The organism is Ruegeria sp. CE6, assembly GCF_056537485.1.
Genome location: NZ_JBQFRR010000001.1, coordinates 16,213 through 39,815, shown reverse-complemented (window position 1 = coordinate 39,815; position 23,603 = coordinate 16,213). Strand labels below are relative to the sequence as shown.

17 protein-coding genes and 1 pseudogene are annotated in these 23,603 nt (G+C 53.3%); 7 read left to right on the top strand and 11 right to left on the bottom strand.

The annotated features are described in order from the left end of the window. Positions 1–37 precede the first annotated feature (37 nt). Positions 38–795: pseudogene (locus ACR0DK_RS00175) on the bottom strand (IS5 family transposase). Positions 796–1,110: 315 nt separating this feature from the next. Here ACR0DK_RS00175 and ACR0DK_RS00170 point away from each other — a divergent pair. Continuing rightward, entirely contained in the window at positions 1,111–1,320 is a 210-nt protein-coding gene (locus tag ACR0DK_RS00170; protein WP_480734466.1) for a hypothetical protein, read from the top strand. Positions 1,321–1,473: 153 nt separating this feature from the next. Then, positions 1,474–1,761 (top strand): hypothetical protein, encoded by a 288-nt coding sequence (locus ACR0DK_RS00165; RefSeq protein WP_480734465.1) that lies wholly within the window; start codon positions 1,474–1,476, stop codon positions 1,759–1,761. A 399-nt stretch (positions 1,762–2,160) separates the two neighbouring features. On the opposite strand, the gene ACR0DK_RS00160 is transcribed toward ACR0DK_RS00165, so the two are convergent. Beyond that, a complete protein-coding gene (locus tag ACR0DK_RS00160) occupies positions 2,161–2,871 on the bottom strand; it encodes an N-acetylmuramoyl-L-alanine amidase (protein ID WP_480734464.1) in 711 nt (236 codons plus the stop codon). A gap of 846 nt (positions 2,872–3,717) precedes the next feature. Between ACR0DK_RS00160 and tnpB the strand changes: the two genes are divergently transcribed. Further along, positions 3,718–4,068: an IS66 family insertion sequence element accessory protein TnpB gene (gene tnpB, locus ACR0DK_RS00155; RefSeq protein WP_480734463.1), complete on the top strand. Its 351-nt coding sequence runs from the start codon at positions 3,718–3,720 to the stop codon at positions 4,066–4,068. Between the two features lie 329 nt (positions 4,069–4,397). Here the strand turns inward: tnpB and ACR0DK_RS00150 are convergent, their stop codons facing one another. Then, positions 4,398–5,297, bottom strand: coding sequence for a S66 peptidase family protein (locus ACR0DK_RS00150; protein ID WP_480734462.1), 900 nt, complete (start codon positions 5,295–5,297; stop codon positions 4,398–4,400). Positions 5,298–5,656: 359 nt separating this feature from the next. Here ACR0DK_RS00150 and ACR0DK_RS00145 point away from each other — a divergent pair, with 359 nt between their 5' ends. After that, complete coding sequence (locus ACR0DK_RS00145) at positions 5,657–6,331, top strand: hypothetical protein (RefSeq protein WP_480734461.1); 675 nt, start codon at positions 5,657–5,659, stop codon at positions 6,329–6,331. Between the two features lie 139 nt (positions 6,332–6,470). Here ACR0DK_RS00145 and ACR0DK_RS00140 read toward each other — a convergent pair whose 3' ends face one another. Then, the gene (locus ACR0DK_RS00140; protein WP_480734460.1) at positions 6,471–9,755 is read right to left on the bottom strand and encodes an AAA family ATPase; all 3,285 of its coding nucleotides are present in this window, start codon (positions 9,753–9,755) and stop codon (positions 6,471–6,473) included. Between the two features lie 248 nt (positions 9,756–10,003). Here ACR0DK_RS00140 and ACR0DK_RS00135 point away from each other — a divergent pair, with 248 nt between their 5' ends. The 3 genes from ACR0DK_RS00135 to ACR0DK_RS00125 are packed head-to-tail and all read left to right on the top strand — an operon-like array spanning position 10,004 to position 15,315. Then, positions 10,004–12,478 (top strand): hypothetical protein, encoded by a 2,475-nt coding sequence (locus tag ACR0DK_RS00135; protein ID WP_480734459.1) that lies wholly within the window; start codon positions 10,004–10,006, stop codon positions 12,476–12,478. Then, a complete protein-coding gene (locus tag ACR0DK_RS00130; protein ID WP_480734458.1) occupies positions 12,478–13,863 on the top strand; it encodes a peptidoglycan recognition protein family protein in 1,386 nt (461 codons plus the stop codon). The genes ACR0DK_RS00135 and ACR0DK_RS00130 overlap by 1 nt, the downstream gene beginning before the upstream one ends. Positions 13,864–13,890: 27 nt before the next feature. Further along, positions 13,891–15,315, top strand: a complete 1,425-nt coding sequence (locus tag ACR0DK_RS00125; protein ID WP_480734457.1) for a Mur ligase family protein — start codon at positions 13,891–13,893, stop codon at positions 15,313–15,315. On the opposite strand, the gene ACR0DK_RS00120 is transcribed toward ACR0DK_RS00125, so the two are convergent. The 7 genes from ACR0DK_RS00120 to ACR0DK_RS00090 form a co-directional block, all read right to left on the bottom strand. Further along, positions 15,258–16,745, bottom strand: a complete 1,488-nt coding sequence (locus ACR0DK_RS00120; protein WP_480734456.1) for a M81 family metallopeptidase — start codon at positions 16,743–16,745, stop codon at positions 15,258–15,260. The genes ACR0DK_RS00125 and ACR0DK_RS00120 overlap by 58 nt on opposite strands. Before the next feature lie 114 nt (positions 16,746–16,859). Further along, positions 16,860–17,621, bottom strand: coding sequence for an ABC transporter ATP-binding protein (locus tag ACR0DK_RS00115; protein WP_480734455.1), 762 nt, complete (start codon positions 17,619–17,621; stop codon positions 16,860–16,862). Between the two features lies 1 nt (position 17,622). Next, complete coding sequence (locus ACR0DK_RS00110) at positions 17,623–18,471, bottom strand: ABC transporter ATP-binding protein (RefSeq protein WP_480734454.1); 849 nt, start codon at positions 18,469–18,471, stop codon at positions 17,623–17,625. Further along, positions 18,468–19,379: an ABC transporter permease gene (locus ACR0DK_RS00105; protein ID WP_480734453.1), complete on the bottom strand. Its 912-nt coding sequence runs from the start codon at positions 19,377–19,379 to the stop codon at positions 18,468–18,470. The genes ACR0DK_RS00110 and ACR0DK_RS00105 overlap by 4 nt, the downstream gene beginning before the upstream one ends. Further along, positions 19,376–20,434 (bottom strand): ABC transporter permease, encoded by a 1,059-nt coding sequence (locus tag ACR0DK_RS00100; RefSeq protein ID WP_480734452.1) that lies wholly within the window; start codon positions 20,432–20,434, stop codon positions 19,376–19,378. The genes ACR0DK_RS00105 and ACR0DK_RS00100 overlap by 4 nt, the downstream gene beginning before the upstream one ends. Next, positions 20,435–22,030: an ABC transporter substrate-binding protein gene (locus ACR0DK_RS00095; RefSeq protein WP_480734451.1), complete on the bottom strand. Its 1,596-nt coding sequence runs from the start codon at positions 22,028–22,030 to the stop codon at positions 20,435–20,437. Positions 22,031–22,065: 35 nt separating this feature from the next. Beyond that, positions 22,066–23,121, bottom strand: coding sequence for a dipeptidase (locus tag ACR0DK_RS00090; RefSeq protein ID WP_480734450.1), 1,056 nt, complete (start codon positions 23,119–23,121; stop codon positions 22,066–22,068). Positions 23,122–23,603 lie beyond the last annotated feature (482 nt).

The following is a 23,603-nucleotide window of genomic DNA, read 5'->3' as shown; positions in this document are numbered from 1 at the left end:
TTTGATAAAACACGGAGTTGAAAACTACGCTCAGGAATCATAGCCAATTGATGGCCAAAGCGGCGGGAGCGATTACGGATAGAAAACCTTTGGGGCACCTGTCGTACCGCGTCGCCAAGCGGTGCCAGTCCTTAAGCCTGGCAAACATGATCTCGATCCGATTGTGGTGTTTGTAGCGGCGCTTGTTGTATCGGACAGCTGTGTTGCGCCGTTTGCGGCCTGTGATGCACGCGCGTACCCCTTTGTCTTTCAACGCTTCTCTGATCCAATCGGCATCATAGCCGCAGTCACCCAGCAACCGTTCGAAATTCGGCAGACTGCTGATCAATTCCCTCGCACCAATGTTGTCGCTGACCTGACCCGCAGTGAAAAACAGATTCAAAGGGCGTCCCTGACTGTCGCAAACCGCATGCAACTTTGTTTTCATGCCACCCGTGGTGAGCCCAATCAGACGTCCACGTCCCCCTTATTCACCGCAAGACTGGACGCTATGCGATGGGCTTTGAGGCACTTGGCACCGATCGTGACCGACTTTTCGCCGCAGTGGTTGGCGGCCAAACCGACCAACATCTGGGCAAAAATACCTTTGTCACTCCATCGCTTCCAACGATTTTAGAGAGTCTTGTGTGGGCCGTATTCCCTAGGTGCATCGCACCACCGTAACCCGTCGCGATTGATGAAGATAATCCCACTCAAGACACGCCTGTCATCAACGAGAGGTTTGCCGTGGGACTCTCGGAAGAAACGCGCCGGACGCGGTATCTTCTCGTCGCTTAACCAGAAAAGATCAGGCATGTTTACCGCTCGTTTTGAACACGATGAAGCACGCAGCCAAATGGAAATCAATGAGTCCTGAGCCTTTTGTATCTCGAATTTGCTAACTTAACCCCCGTCAGCCACCTTTACCGAGGTTGCTGACGGGGCGGTGTTTGGCGTCTGAGCCTTGCGGCAAGACCACGTTTCTAGCGAGCCAGTACTGTCTCACTTCATCGTCTCGAACAGTTGAATGCGGCCGGTCTGGACCGCGGAGCAGAAGGAAGAGGGTATGAACAAAGTACCACACAAGCTGATCATCGGCATAGACGTCCGCTGCTATTGGCTTGACGTACATTGTCTGCCGAAATTCGCGGGTTGCGGCTTCCGAACAGCGATGAGGTCCACGCGCAGCTTGTTGGTCTGGCGCAATCAACGCACGCGCTTGTTTGTTTCGGGGGCTACGAGGATCAGAAGACGATCCGGGGGATCGTTTTCCCGAGTGGCGGTGGGCAGGAATGGCGAATGTGGACCGCGCTGGATGCAGCTGGTATCGCGACTCGGTAGTTGCCGCCAACTTAGATTAAAGCCTTCGTTGCCAGCCGCGGCACACGCGCCAAGACGGATCGGATCGACGGGAAACTCATTGCGCGATCCACAGTATTTCGACCAGACGCAGGGCGCGAAATACCGCATGGGAAACTGCGCCTTCTCAGAGCCTTGGCATCAAAGCCTGCACAACTTGCCGAGACGCGCAAGAGACTTACGGCGCAGATCAAGGCGCATGAGAAGTTGGGAACGGATGGGATATTCACTGAAGCTGATGCTGAGCTGAGGGCGCTATTGGATCGACAGATCGGTAAATTGGAAAATCAGATTGCGCAGACCATCGCCGCAGATCAGGGCCTTGCACAAACCGCCGGTGTCTTGCGTTCTGTTCTTGGGATTGACCCCATTTCCAGCACTATTCTGATCGCGGAAATGCCCGAACTGGGCCAGCTCTCGTGAGAACAAGCTGGTGCGCTCACAGGCCTGGCTCCCATCGCTCACGATAGCGATGCAATGCGAGGCAAGCGCGCTATTGGTGGCCGACGGAGACTGGTACGACACGTCATTTTCCAGACTGCATTCGACGCGAGTCATCACAATCCGCGTCTCAAGATCTTCGCAGATCGTTTGCTTGACATAGGCAAGCCACACAAAGTCATCATCACAGCAGTCGCTAGAAAGCTCATCACAATCGCAAACGCACTCCTCAAATCTCGGCAAAAATGGTCGGCTCAAACCGCCTTAGAAATGCAGTTGCTAGCGTGCGCTCGAGCCGATTTGCACCAACTCCCACCTCTTCCGCAGCATCGCCGAATAGAGCCGAAGATCCTGTATGAAGCGACAATGCACATGCGCTATCTAGCTGGTCAAAAGCTGCAATCGCGCAGCATCAACAATTGCTGAAGCCAACTCGTCCTTCTTTGCATCACCGATTTTTGCCTCAGTTGGGTTGTCGCCGAAAAAAGGTTCGATAAGTGCCGAAGGGATATCTAGCGCCGACACGCTGGTGTAGCCTCTGTCGCCCGGGTCTCGCTCTTTTAGCCCACGGTCATGCAAGCCAAGCGCTGAGAGCATTTCATCCTGCAGTCGTTGCGCCCAAGCTTTGGAGCCAGAGTTTACGTCTTCGTCGTAAAGGGTCTCTGTCCCATGAGCTCGACCGTCGAACGAATTGAAGTGTAGTTCAACGACGCAAGTCGCTCCCCATTTCGCCACTTGGCGATAGGCACCGCTAATCCCTATTCCGTCTCGATAAAAGATCTTTGCTTCAATACCCGATGCAGCACATTGAAAAAAGATCTTTTGGGCGAGATCCTTGTTCCAAGGATATTCGTTTTGCGAAATTGGTGAGACCCCGTCTGCTCCCGGACTCCTCCATGTATGACCGACAACAATTGCGAAAGACGGACCAGATGATCGCGATCGAAAATTCTCAGCATCTATTCCGTTTTGATTGCCTTCGGCCATATCTACAATATCAGCTATGCGTTCCCGCAGCGCACAAATTGCGTCATACTCCGCTTCAGTTAGATTGGCGCCTTCAAGGATTTTCGCTTCAATATCTTTGAGCATTTAGTTCTCCAAGTCCTTCGAGGTTCGTCCCTGATAAAGCACCTTAAACCGGTCGTTCGCGCGGACCCAATTTTTGCTTACAATAATCAATCTCAATTTACTCTAACAAGCTAAGAACGCCCGCTTCATTTAAGCTGCGATGCAGGTAGGAAGACGCGTTTGAACGGTATGCGTGAGGTGTAACTGCGCTGCAAGTGTCAATCCAGTCGAAGCGGCGGTCCGTCAGTATCGTCTTGTATTCGGCCAATATAGCCGGCCCGTCGACACATGTGGTCTTGATGAACTCCGAAAGCAAGGTTCCCAATGGCCGCACTGACGCTTCAAATGTAAGCGTTGTATCCGACCCCCTAGATAGCACCTCTTCAGCCAACACCTAGAAGTCTATGATGCCTGCAAAAGGATACAGGCATCATGAATTCTCAAGCTCTAGGTGAACTCGCAAGTGACCAGAAAATCGAAAAAGTCTTCCATGCCTATGGCTACTCGATTCCCGTTGGGAAGGACGGCCGTCGACTGTGGCCCAGAAAATTCAAAAATGAAGTGGGTCAACGCATGAGAAGCGGACGTCTATCAACACGCGATGTCGCAAAGACATGCGGCATCTCAAGTGGTACCGCCTCCGAATGGAAAAAAAGACGCTGAGCGGAAAGCGTCAGGACCGCACTCTACTCTGAAGGTAAAATCACAACCTGTCTTTGCAGAGATTAAGGTCGATGCGGTCGAAGAGCCGGTGCCAGAGGCACAAGGGCACATCATCTTCAAGCGTGGCACCTGTGAGGTCCTGCTTCCTTCAAATTACCCACTCAATCAGCTCACTGCGTTGATCAAGTCGTTTGAGGGCAACACATGATCGCGCCAGCAGGGAACTTCAAATTCTACGTTGCAACTAAGCCGGTCGACTTCAGGAAGGGTATGGACGGTTTGGCATCCATTGTTATGAACGAATTTGACCTCGACCCATTCAGTGGCGCTATCTTCATTTTTCGTTCCAAGCGGTCGGATCGACTCAAACTCATCGTATGGGATGGAACTGGTCTTGTGATGACCTACAAGCGAATAGAAGGCAGGGGATTTGAATGGCCGCAAGTGCGGGATGGTGTTATCAGCATCAACAAATCGCAGTTTGAAGCTCTCTTTGAAGGGCTTGATTGGAAACGCGTAACACCGCGATACAGCCGACGCCCCGTGGCTGCATGATATTCTTTTATTGCTGGTAATGGTCCAACAACCGCTGTCCACGACCTCTGCAATTTCCGCTAAGAGCCCTTAGCTGACGTTGATCACACTTCGGTCCCTTGCAAGTGCAGCAGGATAGCTCGGCCCAAAGCCGACTTTCGGACTTGGCGCAACGCATGGCTGAACCACGACTCAAAGCCGCCCTTCTTGGTTGGGTGGCATTCAGCCAATCTCTGACACAAGGGCGAGCAGCGGCCTTACCAATTCTCAGCTTAGTAAACGCCAAAACGCTGTCAGCGAAGTCATCTGAGCGGGCCGTTGGTATGCCGACATAAACTGTGTTTTCTAGGTCAGGCCCAAGCAGGCTGTGTTAGTGTTCCCGCGTCTGCGTCGATCTGCGTATGAGTGCCAATCAGGACGGATCGTGCATCTGGATCGTGACCAATCGGGAGTCCGCCGAGGATCGGAACGCCAAACCCCTCAAGATATTCACGCAGCAACCCGACTGCATCAATCGGCGGATTCGATGGCGTTCCGCTGATGTGGCCTATTGCAACGCCTGCAATGCCTTCAAGATGACCCGCTCTCACTAACAGGGTCAGGTCTCGTTCGAATTGGCCGATTGCGATCCCGTCAGACTCGATCAAAAGGATTGCCCCGCTCAGGGAGGGTAGCGCCCACCCGGCGGCAGTAGCCAACATTGTGAGACTGCCGCCGATCAGCGGCCCACAAGCTTGCCCCTTTGTTGTTATCGCTCCGGATTCAATGGCGGGACCGGACGTGACCGTGATCGGTTCACTCCCCATCAAGACGGCGTGTAAGGAGCGCACCGCAATATCGCTGAGCTGGTCGTCATCATTGCCGGTCAACGCACCGTGGACGCTGGGAGCCGCACTGTTTCGCCATAGTGCCATTTGAAGCGCGGTGATGTCACTGAATCCTATCAACGGCTTGAGGTCGCGGGTGATTGTGTCAAAAGGCAGTCGGTGGGCAATACGATATGATCCCTTGCCGCCCCGCGTCGCAAAAACCGCGCGCACTTCCGGGTCAAGAAAAGCGTTGTTGAGGTCGGCAAGACGTACATCATCCGAGCCTGCTAGATAGCCCATCTTGTCAAACGCGTGCGGCCCAATTTCAACCCGCAAGCCCCATGACCGCAAAACCTCAGCGCGTCGTTCAATTGCCCGCGGTTCCGCGCGGCTGGCTGGCGAAACGAAGCGCACGAGATCGCCTGATTGCAGCAGGGGCATGGTTCAATCTCCGTCTGTGGATCGGCTACCTGCCGTTCCTGGGTAAGCCGCCCTTGGTGAGACCTGATCTCGCAAGTGCCGCGAAGGTCTGCTGTGTGGCCATCCGTCAAACGTCACGGAGAGCCCTAACCCGCCTTTAGCCATGATTCCGTTTTCTGCGCGCGGCAAGTCGCGAACCGCACTAACCGGACATTCGCCACGCTAGCGGCCATAACAGTATTTGGTAGTATTGAAACCAACATCCAGTGGGCTGTCTGCCTAGCGTCAAAGTTTCCTATTGTCTCGAACAAAAACACGCACGTAGGTTCGAATAGAGCAAGTAAATGATTCACTTATAGTTGAAGAAAAGTACTGAATTTATGCCTGAAGCTGTTTCCAAATGGGCTAACGACCCCAACGGACGAATCCAAAACATTTCCCTTGCCCCCAGTCCGAAGAATGCGCTGTTTCCGCTCTTTGAAGCTGTTATGAACTCGATCCATGCCATTGAAGATCGGTTTGGCAAAGACGAGATAGGCAAAGGTTTTGTCGATATCTCGTTAGTTAAGAACGAAGCAGGGGAATACTCGGGCTTCAGAATCCATGACAATGGTATTGGCTTCACAGAAATGAACCTTGAATCGTTTCAAAAGATGGACTCGAGAAAAAAAGCGACCATCGGCGGCAAAGGTGTCGGACGTCTGCTTTGGCTGAAAGTTGTAGACAGCGCTTACGTCCGCAGTGAGTTTTTCGAGAACTCATCTGTCAACAAGCTCGAGTTCGAGTTTTGCATCGAAGACCCGCTAAAGGGGATGAAGCGTACTAATGGAGGTTCGGCGGAGCATATCGGTACAGTTGTTGAGCTGCATCCCTACAAAGACGTCTATGCTCAAGCCATCCCCAAAAAGGCAGATACGATTGCAAACCGTGTCCTTGCTCACTTTATTAGCTATTTTATTAATATTAGCCATCCGCGTATTCGCATCATTGATACTGATAAGGAGATTGATCAACGAACAAAGAAGAAGCATGGAAGAAAGCTATGGCCCTTTTAAATCACGACTTATTATGGAATCGAGCTGCCAAACTGTAGATAGTTCTGCTCTCTTAGAACAAACATAAACATCGAACAGATCAGAAGCGAACGATCGAAAACCGGTTCAAGAAGAAAGTCAACAACCCCAATAGCCAGGGTTAAACCTTTCGATCTCCCAAGCCCGTTGGTGACAAGATACGCTTCTTGGCTCTTGAAACAATTTGACCAAGACCTCGAGATTGCTGCTCTTCGGCTTGGATTTCAGCCCTGTCGAGCTGTCTAATTATGTGTTTGGTAGGCCAGCCGCCTCGTTGAAGCGCCTCTGCTTTTAGAACCTGAAGGAGGACATCGAACCACATTTCCTTCGTTTGCTTGGAGATCGACAACCCTTGATCGCAAGTAGAAATTGCTTGGTCCCAAAGTTCGTCAGCAAGATCAGCTTCTGCGAGGAACAGGTGGTAGACTGGTTTGAAGATATACTGCTCCTGCTCATCCGCCAAGCGAAATGCGGTTTGGAGCGCCGCGCGGCCAAGATCGATCTCGCCATATCTTACATGCGCACCACCCAGAAACCCTTGGCCGACGGCTCGGAATGATGGAGCGCGATGGCCTCCTGACATCAAAACCACTTCCATCGCGCAACTCCGGAGCAACTCACGATTTCCAAGCAGCAATTGCGGTATGCAACCACCATAAACCATTGCAATAAAACGGTTGTGCACACTAGAGGATGATTTGCCTTGTTCGACGACCGCTCGGCTGAGCCGGTCGGCTTCGATTGCGTTGCCCTCGTGCCATGTTGATATCGCGAGCTGTGCGTTGGTATTGACCAGGCGGGTTGACATTAGATCAGGTGCACTAACTTTGTCCTTTTCTTCAGAGAGTGCCGCTAGTGCTATCCGTCCGTGTCGACCTGCATCCTGAAAACGTCCTAGGGCGTTGTAGGTACCCACAACCACCCGATGTGCGTTATAAAGATCATCCCGCGTCAACGCTTCACTTGCTAACGTTCTATTCATGTAATCTTCAGCTATTTCGAGAGCTCGATCTAATTCTGCCCGATTGAAAAGACAAGCGACCAGTCCTCGAGCTACAACAGCGGCATTTTTGCTCGACCCAGTCTCCTGCATCAGCGCTCGGCACATCTCAAAGGCTGCGAGAGTCTGACTGGCACCATAGCCAATGATGGCGAAACTTGATTGTCCGTGCATCACCCATAGATCGAGGGCGCGTGCACTAGAAGTTTCGCCGGTCCGCGCAAGGAGGTCCAAAGCTCGCCTCGAGCTGGAAGAGGCTTCAAAATGGGCATTGCGGCTGGCCGACTTGACACTTGCTTGGAAGTAATACTCGATTGCCTTATCGACAATATCCGCGCGCTCGAAATGGTGCGCTACGACTTCGGGATGCTGTTCTGCAAAAGCCTGCGACTTGGATAGCAGCGCTGACGCTATTCGACGATGAAGATCTTGCCGGTGGCGGATCAATAGAGTTTCGTAGGTCACCTCTTGAAGCAGTGCATGAGTGAACATATACGTGGCACTTGGCGTTTCAATGTGCCGCCTGATTAGGCCTGCATCGACACTCTGGTTCAGCATATCGTCGATATCACAGTCTTCACCGATCATAATAGCGCGCACAAGATCGAGCGTGAACGTTCGACCAATTGCAGCGCATACCTGAACAAACCGTTTCGCTGATCCGAGGCGATCGATCCGAGACATGAGCGAGGATCGCAACGAGATCGGCACATTGACCACGTCAAAAGGCGCGATAGCGTCGCGTGCTATTTCTCGTTTGGCTTCAATAGTCGACCGAGTGAGCTCCTTGGCAAAGAGTGGCGAACCCTCAGAACGGTTGACAATTGCGTCGATCTCAATCTCGGTAAGCTGACTACGCGCGTCGAAGCACCGCACTAGAGCAGCGTTGTCCCGCGGTTGCAACCCAGTGAGCTCTACTTGGCTAATCGCATCTTCGCGGCGAAAAATCGCGTCGTGTGGCGGCCTTGATGTCACCAGAAGTAGGATAGGCAAAGTCGAGATTTTTGTACGTAGGTCTTCAAAAAGTTTGAGCGTCGTATCGTCGATCCACTGTATGTCTTCGATTATGATTAGAAGTGAACCGCGGGCCGAGATGCCCTTAACATAGTCGATAAAGAGCGTTGTCAGGTTCATAAGGCGCTCATCTGGCGGAGTATCCCGTCGGTTCGAGATAGGCTTTACCGTGTCGAAAATGGCAGAAATCTTCGCGTGGATCGCTTCAATGCTCGGGTCTGATGTTAGTCCGAACAGTCTTTGCGAGTACGAACTGGAAGAGCCGGAGCCAAGTGGGTTATATTGTTCGTCGGTTCGAAAAAGTGCTGCGATTGGAAAAAGACTACTGTGGATGTGATCGTGAAAACCTGAGATGCGGATAGTCGAATGCTGTTCACCTTTGATTAAGTCTTGGAACTCGCGGACAAGCCGTGTTTTGCCAATGCCGGCTTCGCCGAACACCACGACTGCCTGCCCGTGACCCTTACAGACCTCGCGCCAAGCTGATACAATTGATCCACACTCAGCGGACCTTCCGATTAGGGGCACGGTGCCGTCTGTACCGTCCTCTTGCTTCCCAACCGTGCCACGGCTTTCACCGACGACCCGCCAAGCCGGAACTGCCGCGGACAATCCTTTTAGGTTGTGGAAACCCAGACACTCAACGTCAAACTGCCCATCAATCTCTGCTTTTGTGGTTGCATCAATCAAGAAATGGTTCGGTGCTGCGAGCTCTTGCAATCGGGCGGCTAGGTTCGGGGTGAGACCAGCCATTACATTGGAAAGTCGAGCGCATTGGTCTGCCATTTCCCCAACCAACGTCAGGCCAGTCGCGACTCCGATCCTGACCGACAAAGTCTCACCGTTCGGTTTATTTAGCGCGTTACAGGCTTTGGAGATCGCTAAACCGGCCCTAATTGAGCGCGCCACTTGATCTTCATATGCGACTGGCCAGCCAAAGCACGCAAGGACCCCATCTCCTTGGTATTGCTGTGTATACCCGCCAAATGCCTCGAGATGTTTTTGAGTTGTGGACAAGAAACCTTCGTAGAGAACTTGTAAAGCCTCGGGATCCATCTGCTGGGACATCTCAGTCGAGCCAACCAAATCACAAAAGAGCACCGTAAGGTAGCGGCGCTCAAACGGATACGGTTCCGTCACATAACTTCGCTCTGTCAGCAGGTTTCCACCAAGTTCTGCAATTGCTAACGCTAACTTGCGGCGCACCCCGATCGACAAACCCATCTCTAGAAGGTCAGCTTCAGTGATGCTTGTCGCCACGTCGATGTCGATCTCATTTTCGTGAAATAGTGTCTCGTAAGCTTCGAGGCCGTAGCGAGCCAACCACTGTTTGATCGAACTAGGGGTATCTACTTTTTGGAACGACGGGTTGTTTCTTCGCACAGATGCCATATCGCAGGGCCCACATTCTAGGCACTTCGGCCACTTGGATGTAATCGAAGAAAAATTGTCGTGTTTTCGGCTTTCCGATTTTTGCCATCAGGCCAATTCTATTTTGACAGCATTATGGCGTCTGTTCTCTTTCGTGGCAACAAGCACGTTGCGATGAGGAGCGTCCGAGCCTAACAGACTAATAGTTTGTGCTTCGCAGTTCAAAAAGTGCTTTGTTGGAGCCCAGCGCTTCTGGTAATATCGTGTCGATGTTTAGACGTTTAGTCACGGTTACACTTGGATTGCTGGTTTGTTCCACAGCGCATTCTCAGCACTATGATTTCACGGAAACACCTTTAGGCCCATACATAGCAGATCCGGCTACGATCACGGCTCTCGATTGCTATCCCATCGAGAATACTTGCCCAGTCTCTTTGAACTTCATTCATCTGATAGAAGAACAGACACGAGTGATCCGGCAGGATCCCAGTTTCAAGTTAGTGAACGAAGAAGAGCACGAAAATAACCCGTTCAATCTTCCGCAGATGGCCGAGGTAACGACTACTATTAAGAACGATATTGCGGAACTCCGTTACACGCGCAGCGCGCCCGAACCCCAAATGAGTCTAGATTTTATGACGGACCCTAATTCGACGATCGAGCTGGTTGGGGTCGTCAATCGGATGGACAGGCAGTTTCTTCAAGGGCGCTCAGCCAGTAATTGCGGCGAGATAAGTGTGATATACCGGTTTGCTTACAAAATCCGCGATGGCACCCAGAGTTCTCGATTGCCGGTCACGCTTAACCTAGTATTCCCGGCTGCCGAGAGGCCGGAAGATTGTCAAACAGTCGCTGACAGTTGGCTCTCCTTGATTGACCAAACTTCGTTTTCTGCATCAGCCGCGAAAGAGACCAATTTAGAGATTCTAAGAAACCCGACCCATTCGCCGTTGTCAGGGTTGGTAGGTCCGAACATCTCGCGCCTCGAGCTCAACATACAGGCGTATCGCAAGCCTGCGGATTCTGATCCTAGCGATTTCGGAACAGAGGCTATCTACCTACTTCGCGTTTTCAAATGGAATGCGTCACGAATGAGATTTGAGATAGCATCGCTGCCAAACCAGATCGACCGTGATTCGCTTGTCTGCACCAATGCAGACTCCGACGCCTTATGCACGTTCAAAGATCAGAATCGTGCAAAACTTGTTACGTTTTTACAAAAACCAGAGAGCGTATCTGCACTCGATCTTGGAATCATTAGCATCGATCCAGCGCTTGGGTTGCTATCCAAGAGGGCAATCTCAGTTTCGCCTGGCGGCATGCATCGGTCGGAAAATCAAAGCTATTGGCATGCCCGTGAAGCGCCGGATGAGGCAATTATCACTGATGATGAGATTTTTGATGCGTTGTCGAACGCGCAGCGTGCTGGGGTTACGCTAAAGTTCATCCAGTCGATTGAGGACTTCCGCGCTCGCTTAAATGAGAGCACCTGCTCGGGCTGCCATCAAACGCGCGCGATTGCAGGCTTTCATTTCCCGGGAGCGGATCGCGAAGGTACCCATTCGACTAACTCAGTTCTTCTACCGGCCTCTCCACATTTTTTTGGTGATATCCCCCGTCGAGTAGACATAATTCGAAAAATAGCTGAGGGCGCTACCTTAACAAACAATGACTTGCTGAACGGGTATAGCGCCCGTCCTCTAGCAAGGTATTCGGATGCGTTAAGCGACACCCAACTAATCGGTGGTTGGGGTGGCGCGTGTCTGATCGCGACAGCGCAGTCAGGTAGTGCGCGCAAATGGAGTTGCCAATCCGGGCTTATCTGTGACCAGCTGTTCCGCTCAGATGGTATTCCTGGGATCGGTACATGCGTACCACCCGAGCAGCAACGCGAAATCGGTGACCCGCTCCAACGTGGTAATGTTTCAACACTAGCCTTTGGCCGCGATCTCTATGTGCGAACAAGTCCGGAAGCAATACAAGTGCCCCAAAACCCAGTTTTGCGGGAGACTCGCATCCTGCCGAAGTTTCTCCCTCAGCAACCACCGCCGCAGAATTCTTACTATGGTGGCCATCAAGAATTCTACATCGGCATTAGTCCAAAAGAACATGAAGATTGTCAGCTTAAGGATGGTGAAACCGGTTATCTGCCGGCGCCAAGGGAATGTCATGACGTCCGCCGCGATTTCCTCACAGGTGGTTTTCCTGCTGGCAGCCTTCGGCTGTCTGAGTGTTCTAACCTGCCAGATGAGGCGACCTGCGCGCTTACTGCATCTAGTGGCTTCAATGGTTGCGTTGCAGCAATTGGAGAACGCCTGACGAAGCGCGAAGAAGACTGGAAGAACTATGAATATTCTGTTCAAACTTGTTTTGAGATATTTACCTCCTTTAGCGGTGAGCGAGCCTGCGACTATGCCAACCCATGCCGCGACGACTATATTTGTACTAAGCCGATGGAGTATGATGTTGCGACGTTCCAAAAGCGTTTAGAAAAGCTTGTTTTTTTCCCACATGAACGCTCGGTTGACTCGGATGTTTCATACTTTGAAGATATAACGGGTCGCCGATATGACCCAGCGTCGTACGGACAGAAACGACCCGATGATAGATGGGTTGCAAGTGACGATAAGCGAGGTGTCTGCATACCGCCCTATTTCGTGTTCCAATTTCGCTCAGACGGGCATCCCGCGCCACCAAAGGAAAACTCTCCGCCAAAAATTCTTTACTCAGAAAGCCCTCATTGATGTCAGAGACCAATGGTCAGGGGAAGATCGAAGAATTTGGGAACGGCGAGCACAACGAAAATATGCAACTTCAGTTTCCCTACTCTGCACCCTTTCCGCAATTCGGCCCTGACCCTACAGAAAAAGCACAAATTGAAGAGTTGAATGCGAGCAATGACGGAAGCCACGAGATTCAGGTGGCGAACAGAGCACTCTTCGGATCGGGCCACCGTCAGGAAGGTGTGTCAAGTTGTGTTTTGGCGATCGGAACTGAGCAAAGTAAGACCAACAAAAATGGGTTTGCGACGCTCGATCTCTCTTCACTTTCAGATGGCCTCCATGATCTCATTGTAATAGCACCGCCGGCACAATTGCAGGACGGACCGCCAGGTCCGGGACTGCCCACCGATCCGAGTGTCCAGCGCATATGGGAAAAGTTCTCGGGCAGTGTCGAGCTCGCCGGTGGTCGGGTCATTGCAGCAAACCCGTCCGAGTGGATCGACTATTCAAAACAGGGCAAAATTCGTATTGGGCTAAGACCCAAATGGATGCGGTGTATGAGTTTCGAAGAACGCAAAGATCCCATCGACACCATTGTTATCCATCACACCGGTAGTAACAACACTGGCAAAGACGTGCATTGGCTCCTCAATGGAGGGGTCGTATCTGTCCACTATTTGGTCACGCCTGATGGTAGCGTATACAAGATGATCGCCGAGGATAAAATCGCATGGCATGCTGGTCGCAGTTATTGGTTGGGTCGCGAGGAGATCAACCCCACTAGTATCGGGATCGAGATGACACATTCGACTGGACACGAATATAAAGCCTCTCAAGTGGAGGCGACACTTGCGCTTGTCGAAAGGCTGCTTGAAGCTTACCCAGAAATCCCGAGAGCACGGGTTGTAGGGCACAGCGATATCGCCCTGAACGCGCGTAACAAGCGCCCTCCGACGTTGCACGGTCGAAAGTCTACCGATCCCGGATCCGCGTTTCCTTGGGAGAGGCTCGAAGCTAAAGGCATAGGTTTAGTCGCGAAAGCTGGAACGCCTGATCCCCGAGTAATATATGGTGGCTACTTCGCAATTGTCCGCGATGGCGAATTGCGCCGGGGCGACAGTGACGAAACCCAGACTTATGGCGGTGACCATTTACCTTCGGTCTCCGGTGCTGTCGAGGAACTGCAACGCGATCTCTCGGCTATAGGCTACTATTGTTATCCTACCGATGGCATTTTCGGGCTAGTCACGGCGAGAGCGCTTCAGATGTTCGAGCAGCACTACTATAGCGGGTCTCGGCGTACCGGACCGGACCCGTGGAATAGCGGCGACGGTAGGCTCGAGTGGCGCACTGCCCAAGTGATTAAGCGTGTTAAGGATTACGTCGTTAGTACACAGATAATTTGAGGCGAGCTCCGACAATAGGAGGGCGAGTTGAACGAACAAAGGAGGTACTTCTTTAGTGGCATTGGAGGAAGTGGGATGTTACCGTTGGCATTGTTGCTCCATAGGCAAGGCCATATTGTTGAGGGATCTGATCGAGCATTTGATCAAGGTCGCACTATCGAGAAGTCGAGTTTCCTGCGACGCAATGGTGTGCAGCTTTTTCCGCAAGACGGTAGTGGGGTCCGCCATTCTGACCAATTCTTAGTTACTTCTGCAGCGGTGGAAAGCACTGTTCCGGACGTCGCCGCGGCTAAAGCGCTTGGCGCGTCCCAACTTAGCCGTGCAGAGCTGCTTGCCAAACTATTCAACGCCGCACCGCGCGGTGTTGGAGTAGCCGGTACAAGTGGTAAATCGACAACGACAGCGATGATCGGCTGGGTATTGGATAGCTGCGGCTTCGCACCAACCATCGTAAACGGCGCTTTCATGAAGGCGTTCGCCGACAAATCAGATCCCTTCGGTAGCGTCGTTGTTGGTGGAAAAGAACTCTTTGTTTGCGAAATCGATGAGAGCGATGGCTCGATCTCAGCGTTCAATTCGAACATCGGGGTCTTAACAAATGTCGCTAGGGACCATAAGCCACTCGAAGTTCTTAGGGATCTTTTTCAAAGTTATCTCGCAAGGGCCGAAATTCAGGTTGTCAATCTCGACGATCCAGAAGCCCGCACGATGGCGGCGAGTCTACCAACGACTAGTCAACTCAGTTTTGGCATCGACTCGCAGAGCGCCGATCTCGTAGCCCGAGACATCGAGTACCGGTCCGAGGGTACCAGCTGCACGGTTTGGCGAACTGAGGAGGAAAACCCTATACCGCTCAATCTCGCTTTACCCGGCAAGCACAATCTTTCTAATGCGCTGGCGGCGTTAGCGACGGCGGCCCTTTGTGACGTCCCGCTCCATGCAGGCGCTAGTGCACTTGCTAAGTTCACAGGTCTTCGGCGTAGACTTGATCTCGTCGGCAAAGCTCGCGGGGTACTTGTGATTGACGATTTTGCTCATAATCCTCACAAAATCCAAGCGAGCCTTGCCTGCCTTCATCAAACTCCAGGGCGTCTCTTAGTGCTATTTCAACCGCATGGATTCGGGCCGCTGCGCGATATGATGGACGGGTTTATAGACGTCTTCAGGGATCACTTGGCGGAGGGCGACTGCTTGATTGTCACAGACCCAATCTATTTTGGCGGAACGGTCAACCGCGATTTGAGTATCAGCGAGCTCATTGATCCCCTCGTTCACCTCGGGAGGGACGCGCGCGCTGTTAGTAACCGTGATGCCGCGGTGGAACCATTGCTTGCGCGGGCTCAAGCGGGTGACAGGATTATCATCATGGGGGCTCGCGATGATGAGCTCGCGGATTACGCCTCGCGGCTCGTAGAGAAGCTGGAGAAGGGGTCTTCTACTTTCGGCCAATAAGGCACAAGGTATTTGCGATAGGGAATTGATGAAAAGTCTTGTCGCATCGCGCCAGGAGCATCGACGTATAGAACTTCAGCTGCCAAATCGCTAAACCCTGCGTAAAAATGCTGTGTGGATTTCACTACAATTGCACATCTTTCCGAAAGATTTATCCCAAACTGTTCGAACCCGTCGGGATGGAGAACCTGAACCCTGTGAGATGTAAGCACCAACTCGAGCCCGAAGGTCGAACGAACGAGTACTGCCATTCCCAACTTCCGCCGCGAATTGGTGCCGAAAGCCTGAGTAGCATCGTTCAGCACACGCAAAACAGTGATTTCGAGATCAATTGGATCGCCGGAGGTAGGCCCGCACTTGCCGCCGATCCTGAGGGTGAGCCTCGCACCTTCGCCGGCTTCAGCGCATAGTCGAACCGCAACCGGATCCCAATAGTAGCCACTAACTATGTTTCGAAGGCCGCGCGAAATTATTTCACGGAGGATGAATGTAGAGTCCGACGGTGCTCCACCTCCCGGATTATCGGAGACATCCGCGAGCACAAGCGGTGTTCCCACTGCCGCATCTACAGCGTCTAGCGCAACGTCGATGCCGATCGGTCGTGGCAACGTAAAATCGCGGACCTCCCAAATTCGATTTGCAAATCGTCTTGCAACTGCTTGGGCAGAGAGTTGGTCTGAATCGGCGATTACCAGCATTTTTGCCGATGTTTCAGGCACGTCACTCCAAGGAAAGCCGTGGGCAAATGAGACCGAGAGAATATTGCCCTTTCCTTCCTCTGCCTGCATTTGGCGGATTATCTCCTTCATTGGTTCGATGCTCGTGTACCACATTGAGATCATCCGGCAATCAACTACCGCCATCACAGGGTTAATTTCGCGGAGCGCTGCCCGTTGACACAGCTTATAAACTTCCCAAGCGCGCTCTGTCACGTCTATGTGAGGGTATTCCTTGAAGGTCACGATAATATCGGCGTTGTCGACCATCTGCTCCGTGATACTGCAGTGAAGATCGAGCAACACACCTATAACTGTTCTCGGGCCGACTATAGAGCGAACACGCTCGAGAATATCACCTTCACAATCATTGCATCCTTCCGCAATCATAGCTCCATGCATGTAAAGCATGACCTTGTCTACGGCACCTGCGGCGCGCAGATCACTCAAAAGCTCGCCACGCAGTTCACGGAAGACGGAGGCAGTGGTGATTCCGCCTGGTTGTGCAAAGGCAGCGAGGCCTACGCTAACCTTTTCTCCAGATGCTTCCAAGGTTTGACGCCAAAACCGTAGAGGCGTTGCGAAGTAAGCTTCCTCGTCCAACGGCGAACCGGATCGACACAGCATTGTCTCCTGAAACGCCTGAAATCCTGTCGGTAGCGAAGAGAATGAATTTGTTTCAGTTCCTAGGCATGCGATGAATGTATGCGTCATTACGGGTGGTCCTAATGGGTTTTCGGTGAGCACGCTAGGTTGACAGTATTGGATCGTATGCTAGTGGATCGCAGGTTGTCGATCCTTATGTGCGAGCGCTTCAGAAAACATTGGCTAACATAACTTCTGTGGAGAAACCGAAGCATTGAAAAGCTCTTTGGAGTAGTCATTCTTAGGAGCACCCATCCTAAGCGTCTCCGCCGACATCACCTCGACGATTACACCGTTTCTCATAACCGCCAAATGGTCGCACATATGCGCTATGACCGGTAGGTCATGTGAGACCATAAGAAAGGTCAGTCTGCGCTGTGCTCGCAGGTCGGTCAGCAGGTTGAGCACCTCTGCCTGTACACTGACGTCCAATGCGGATGTGGGTTCATCCAGAAGCAGGATATCGGGCTCACCCGCCAAAGCTCTTGCGATGGCGATGCGTTGCCGCTGACCCCCCGAAAGCTGGTGTGGGTATCTAAAGCGAAAGCGTTGTCCAAGCCTGACATCATCCAACAATCTGGCGACACGTGCATCGATATTATCAAACCCATGCAGGTACAGCGTTTCACTCAGTACCTGATCGACTGTATGTCGCGGGTGCAGCGAAGCATAGGGATCCTGAAAAACCATCTGCACCGTCCGAAAGAATCCATGATCCCGTTTTGCGCCGGAAAGCGATTGCCCCTCGATCCGGATGGTGCCGGACCAAAGCGGGGCAAGACCAGTTATGGCGCGCAGAATAGTCGATTTGCCAGATCCGCTTTCGCCGACAAGACCAAAGCTCTGCCCGTGTTCGATCTCAAAACTGGCGTCTCTAACAGCGTCGACCCGGTCATGTGCATGACCGTACCAGACGTCCAGGTTCTCGATCTCCATCGCGGCCATGTCATCCCCTCACGCTCGGCGCGTCGGACCAGCTTGGATCGCGGGTCAGAACGCTCAGATGCGTGCGCTTTTGATCGAGTCGGGGCAGGGAATTCAGCAACCCCTGCGTGTATGGGTGCCTGGCCTGATGCAGCCTGTCCGCCTCACAGACTTCAACAATCCGACCCGAATACATAATGAGGACACGATCGCAGAATTCGGACACGAGGTTCAGGTCGTGGCTTATGAAAATCAGACCCATGCCCCGTTCCGTGACCAACCCGTCCACGATGTTCAGAACCTGCCGCTGGACGCTGACATCCAAAGCCGAAGTAGGTTCGTCGGCGATAAGTATTTTTGGGTTTGGGATGAGCATCATCGCGATCATAATGCGCTGGCCCATACCGCCGGAAACCTCATGCGGATAGGCACGCATCACCCGTTCGGAGTCGCGGATCGAGACGTTTTCAAGCATCTCGATCGCCATCTTGCGGGCACTCGATCTGGCGCTGGAGTTGTGTTGGAGATAGGCTTCCATCAACTGCTCGCCCACCGTGACCACCGGATTCAGCGAAAACTTGGGGTCTTGCATGACCATGGAAATCTGCTTGCCCCGGACTTCGCGCATCTCGCGCTCGCTGAGGCGCAGCAGATCGCCGCCTTCCAGGTTGATGTGATCGGCCTCGACAATGCCCGGCTTGCGGATCAGCCGCAGGATCGCACGCCCGGTCATTGATTTGCCGGACCCGCTTTCGCCTACAATTCCGAGACGCTCGCGCCCAAGCGAAAATGAGACACCGCGCACTGCATCGAACACGCCCTGCCGGGTTGGAAAGCGGACCCAAAGATCTTCGATATCCAGCAGGTTCATTGTCCACGATCCTTTGGATCAAGCGCATCCCGCAACCCGTCACCCAACAGGTTGAAGGCCAGTGAGACCGTGAAAATGGCAAGCCCAGGAACGGTGGCAACCCACCAGTGATCCAGGATGAATCTGCGGCCCTCGGAAATCATTGCGCCCCATTCCGGGCTTGGTGGCTGTGCGCCCAGCCCCAGAAAGCCCAGCCCCGCCGCCGCCAGAATGATCCCGGCCATATCCAGTGTAACACGCACGATCAGCGACGAAATGCACAGTGGCCAGATGTGGCGGGTTATGATCCGCAGTGGGCCTGCGCCTTGAAGCCGGATTGCGTTGATGTAGTCGGTCGACCGGATCGTGAGCGTTTCCGCCCGCGCCATGCGCGCATATGGGGGCCACGCCGTAAGAGATATCGCAAGCACCGCGTTTTCGATTCCCGCGCCAAGCGCCGCAACAAAGGCCAGCGCAAGAACCAGCCTCGGAAAGGCCAGGAAGATGTCAGTTATGCGCATGAGGACCACGTCCGCCCATCCGCCCGCATATCCGGCGACAGTCCCGACCAGAAGCCCCGCGACCGGTGCAATCAGCGCGACCAGCGCAACGATGTAAAGCGTGATCCGAGCGCCATAGATCAGACGAGACAGGATATCCCGCCCCAGACTGTCGGTGCCCATTAGGTGGCCTTCGGTACCAAGGGGTTTTAAACGACTGGACAGGTCCTGAACAAATGGATCATGTGGCGCCAAGACAGGTGCGAATACCGCGCTTAGAATAAGCACGATAAGGATAGCCAGCCCCACCATCGCCATCGAGTTAGACCGTAGTGTCAGCCAGCCTTTGTACAGGCTGGACAATCTGGCGTGGCGGCGGGATGTCGGTTCGTCAGTCAGCAACCACTGACGCAATGTCATGTCGCTCATTTCGACCTCGGATCAAAGAAACGGTATAGCAGGTCGGAAAAAATGTTCAGGCAGATAAAGATCAGCCCGACCACCACGGTTCCGCCCAGAACCGCGTTCATGTCAGCGCTCAGCAGAGCGGTGGTAATGTAGCTGCCGATGCCCGGCCAGCTAAAGATGATTTCAGTCAAAACCGAACCTTCCAAGAGGTTGGCATAGCTCAGCGCGATTACAGTGATGAGCTGTACGCGGATGTTCTTGAAGGCGTGGCGCCAGATCACCTGCCGTTCTGACAGGCCCTTGACCCGAGCGGTGATGACATATTCGGCCGACAGCTGTTCCAGCATGAAAGACCGGGTCATGCGACTGATATAAGCCAGCGAATAGTACCCCAGCAAGGCCGCAGGAAGGATGATGTGCGACAGCGCGTTGCGAAACACGTTCCACTCTCGGGCGATGGCGCTGTCCAACAGGATCAGACCCGTGCGCGTGGGCACTATGTCCTCGTAAAAGATATCCAAACGGCCTGGTCCACCGACCCAGCCAAGTATGCCATAGAAAACCAGCAGCCCCATGAGGCCTAGCCAGAATATGGGCATCGAATAGCCGACAAGCGCGACCACGCGCGCGATCTGGTCGATCCATGACCCGCGCTTTACGGCGGCGATGACGCCCAGTGGAACGCCTAGTAAGATGCCGATCAGCACGCCCAAGGTTGCCAGTTCCAGCGTCGCGGGAAAGACCCGTGCAATGTCCTCGGACACAGGGCGCGCATTCAGCAACGAGTTGCCAAAATCGCCATGCAGCACGTCCCACAGATAGTACCAGAATTGCACCAGTAATGGTTTGTCGAGCCCAAGTTGCTGATAAACCGCGTCATAGGTCGATTGCGAGGCACGTTCGCCGACAATCGCCAGCACCGGGTCGATCGGCATGACCCGGCCGATGATGAAGGTCACGAACAGCAGGCCCAGCATGGTAATCGCGATGGTGCCAAGAGTTTTCAGGATGCTCTTGACCCAATGGATGAGAGGCGCCGCGCGGCGCCCCTCAGATGGTCTTTCGGCCAGTGCCATTTACTTGGTCACCTGCCAATACGATGCTGACGTGATCGCCTGACCTGTCGAGAAATCCGTCACGTTTTCACGCAAAGCCGATTGCTCGATCTGCTGGAACATGATGACAAAGGGTGAGGTCTCGCGGAACTCGGCCTGGATTTCCTTGTACATATCGGCCCGTTTCACGGTGTCGTTCTCGACCACGGCGGCAGCCGTTTTCTCGGTCAGCCCACCGGTATCCCAGGAATTCCGCCACGCCAACAGACCGGTTGCATTGGCCGCATCTGCGTTGTCGGGATTATAGGCAAATGTTCCCGCGTTGGTTTGCGGGTCAGGATAGTCCGGCCCCCATGCGCCAAGATAAACATCCAGTTCGCGTGCGCGGTAGCGCGCCAGGATCTGCTTGGCAGTGCCAACGGTGATATTCATCGTGATGCCGGCCTGACCCAAAGCATTTTGCAGCGACTGAGCGATTTCGATCCGTTCCTGCGCCTCGCGCACGCCAACTTCGATTTCAAGACCACTCACACCTGCCTCATCCAGAAGGGCCTTGGCCTTTTCGATGTCATAGGTGAACGGGTTCTCATCCGATGCGCCAAGATAGGTCTGCGGCAGGAAATTCTGGTGAATCGTATACTGGCCTTTCAGGAAGCTGTCGCGCATCCCCTCATAATCAATGAGGTATTTGAATGCCTGCCGGACCTGAGGTTTGCTGAGTTCAGGATGCTTCTGGTTCAGCGAGACATACATCAGACGGCCCTTGAGCTCATCCGCAATCTTGACGCCAGCGACCGAGGACACACCTGCCACATCTTCGGGGTTCAGGTTGCGGGCAACGTCGATATCACCACGCTCGAGCAGCAGGCGCTGGCTCGCGCTTTCCTGTACATGGCGGACGACAACACGCTCCATCGCCGGGGCACCCAGGTAGAAATCAGGGTTCGACTGCAGGGTTACGCTTTCGTTGGGCTTCCAGCTCACCAGGCTATATGCGCCAGATCCAGCCGTGTTGGTCTTGAGCCATTCGTTGCCCAGATCGCCATCTTTGTCATGCTCCATCACCGTCTTCTTGTCGACGATACCGCCAATGGTGGCGGTCAGGCAGTTCAGCACAAACGAGGTCGCATAGGGCTTGTCCGTGGTGATCGTCAGCGTGTCGCCATCGGCCACGATAGTCTGTTCGACGTTTTCCGGGGTAAAGCCGAATTGGGTCAGGATAAAAGCCGGCGTCTTGTTCAGGATGATAGCGCGGCGCAGCGAAAACTGGACATCCTCGGCTGTCACCGGGTTGCCGGAATGGAAGGTTAGCCCGCCCCTGATCTTGAAGGTGATCGATTTGCCGTCCTCGGACACCGTCCAGCTTTCAGCGACATCTGGCTGGTAGCCTGCATCCAGATCGAGCGGGTCGAAATTGACCAGTTTCTGATAGACGTTCCGGCTGACATCCGATCCGGCAAACTCAAAGCTCTCAGCGGGGTCAAGCGTTGTGATGTCGTCGATACGATTTGCAATCACCAGCATATTCGGTGGCGTTTCCGCCACTGCTGTGGTCGAGGTCACTGCCAGCGCCAGTCCCAGCGCCGCACCGGTTAGCAATCTGTTAAATGCGTTCATTTTGTCCTCTCTGTCATTAAGCCTTATACTAACGGTTACGATCCCCAGGTCTTCTCAAGTACGCGTAACCAGTTTCCATGGCAGAGCTTCTTAATGAGCTCTTCGCCGTATCCATGGGTCACCATGGCATCTCTTAGATTGGGTAGCATCGAGACATCGGTAATTTCGTCGGGCACCACCGCCCCGTCATAATCCGAACCGAGCCCGACGCGATCTTCGCCCATTATTGCGATCAGGTGATCAAGGTGTCTGAGAACCTGCGTCAAAGGCACGTCGGGCAACATGCGCCCGTCTTCGCGCAAGAACGCGGAAGCAAAGTTCAGCCCGACCATGCCATCACTTTCCGCAATCGTGCGAAGCTGGTCGTCTGTCAGGTTGCGTGCGTGCGGACAGATGGTGTGGGCATTCGAATGCGTCGCGACCAGCGGTGCGTTCGAATGCCTTGCGACGTCCCAAAACCCCTTTTCGTTCAGATGAGACAGGTCCAGCATAATGCCAAGCGCATTGCAACGCCGGACAAGCCTGAGGCCGTGATCGGTCAGTCCCGCACCGGTATCCGGCCCCGATGGATACCGAAAGGGAACCCCGTGGCCAAAAATGTTTGGTCGGCTCCAAACCGGGCCGATTGATCGTAGACCTGCAGCGTGAAAAACGTCAAGCGCATGCAGATCGGCGTCGATCGCTTCGGCCCCTTCAACATGAAATATAGCCGCAATTTTGCGCTGGTCCATGCAATCGCGAATATCTGAGGCGGACCGAACTACGCGCAAAGCGTCAAGGCGCTCCAACTCGAACAGCACCGCGATTTGGCCCAAAGCAGGCTGCAACGCGTCTTCAACATTGATCAGGTCCGGAAGCGGAAGGTCATAACTTGGCCGGACCATCTCCTCCATCTTCACATCGACATCCATGGGCGAGGGAACCCAGACCGCAAAAAAACCTCCGCCAAAGCCACCATCCATGCACTTGCTGAGGTCAATCGCACCTTCAAGTCCGGTGAGAAAGCGGCGTGCTTCCTCAGGACCTCCAGACGAATATAGCTTTGACAAAACATCGTTATGCCCGTCAAAGACCAAGGGAAAAGTAGTCAAGGTCAAAGCAACCACGGGAAGTATCGGCTCTAGATCTTATCAGAGGTTTTCGATAGTTTTGAAAGTCTTTTTTCTGATCGTGCTGGGACTTGTTGAATTATGCCCAAGCCAAAAGCTGACCGAGACGATGCCGATTACGCTGAGGAAGCTTTCTGCCGGTTTGTTGTAGCTAACTTCCGCACGAAGGGCGTTCTTGGATTTGTTGTGGTGCCGTTTGACTAAGCTCTTTGAGTGCAACAGATTGATCGAACCATACCGACGCGTATCTTTTAGGGATTCAGAGTTGCTATGTCTGGCAGAACAGTACGCTTTTCGGAGGTTTTGGGAATTTTGCCAGCACCATAACACCGATCTGAAGAAAGAGCGCTCGCCTTGGGATGGTTTTCAGCGTTACCGGTTCAAAGTCGATATTGTCCGACGTCGGTCTCAGAGCGATCCCGGTCCTCATACGCAGCCATGCAGTTTTGACGAGGCGGTGGATA

Bases quoted from the DNA above. Each gene is read 5' to 3' on its own strand.
- ACR0DK_RS00160 (WP_480734464.1), bottom strand. From the start codon at position 2,871: ATGCTCAAAGATATTGAAGCGAAAATCCTTGAAGGCGCCAATCTAACT.
- tnpB (WP_480734463.1), top strand. From the start codon at position 3,718: ATGATCGCGCCAGCAGGGAACTTCAAATTCTACGTTGCAACTAAGCCG.
- ACR0DK_RS00150 (WP_480734462.1), bottom strand. From the start codon at position 5,297: ATGCCCCTGCTGCAATCAGGCGATCTCGTGCGCTTCGTTTCGCCAGCC.
- ACR0DK_RS00145 (WP_480734461.1), top strand. From the start codon at position 5,657: ATGCCTGAAGCTGTTTCCAAATGGGCTAACGACCCCAACGGACGAATC.
- ACR0DK_RS00140 (WP_480734460.1), bottom strand. From the start codon at position 9,755: ATGGCATCTGTGCGAAGAAACAACCCGTCGTTCCAAAAAGTAGATACC.
- ACR0DK_RS00135 (WP_480734459.1), top strand. From the start codon at position 10,004: ATGTTTAGACGTTTAGTCACGGTTACACTTGGATTGCTGGTTTGTTCC.
- ACR0DK_RS00130 (WP_480734458.1), top strand. From the start codon at position 12,478: ATGTCAGAGACCAATGGTCAGGGGAAGATCGAAGAATTTGGGAACGGC.
- ACR0DK_RS00120 (WP_480734456.1), bottom strand. From the start codon at position 16,745: ATGACGCATACATTCATCGCATGCCTAGGAACTGAAACAAATTCATTC.
- ACR0DK_RS00115 (WP_480734455.1), bottom strand. From the start codon at position 17,621: ATGGCCGCGATGGAGATCGAGAACCTGGACGTCTGGTACGGTCATGCA.
- ACR0DK_RS00110 (WP_480734454.1), bottom strand. From the start codon at position 18,471: ATGAACCTGCTGGATATCGAAGATCTTTGGGTCCGCTTTCCAACCCGG.
- ACR0DK_RS00105 (WP_480734453.1), bottom strand. From the start codon at position 19,379: ATGAGCGACATGACATTGCGTCAGTGGTTGCTGACTGACGAACCGACA.
- ACR0DK_RS00100 (WP_480734452.1), bottom strand. From the start codon at position 20,434: ATGGCACTGGCCGAAAGACCATCTGAGGGGCGCCGCGCGGCGCCTCTC.
- ACR0DK_RS00095 (WP_480734451.1), bottom strand. From the start codon at position 22,030: ATGAACGCATTTAACAGATTGCTAACCGGTGCGGCGCTGGGACTGGCG.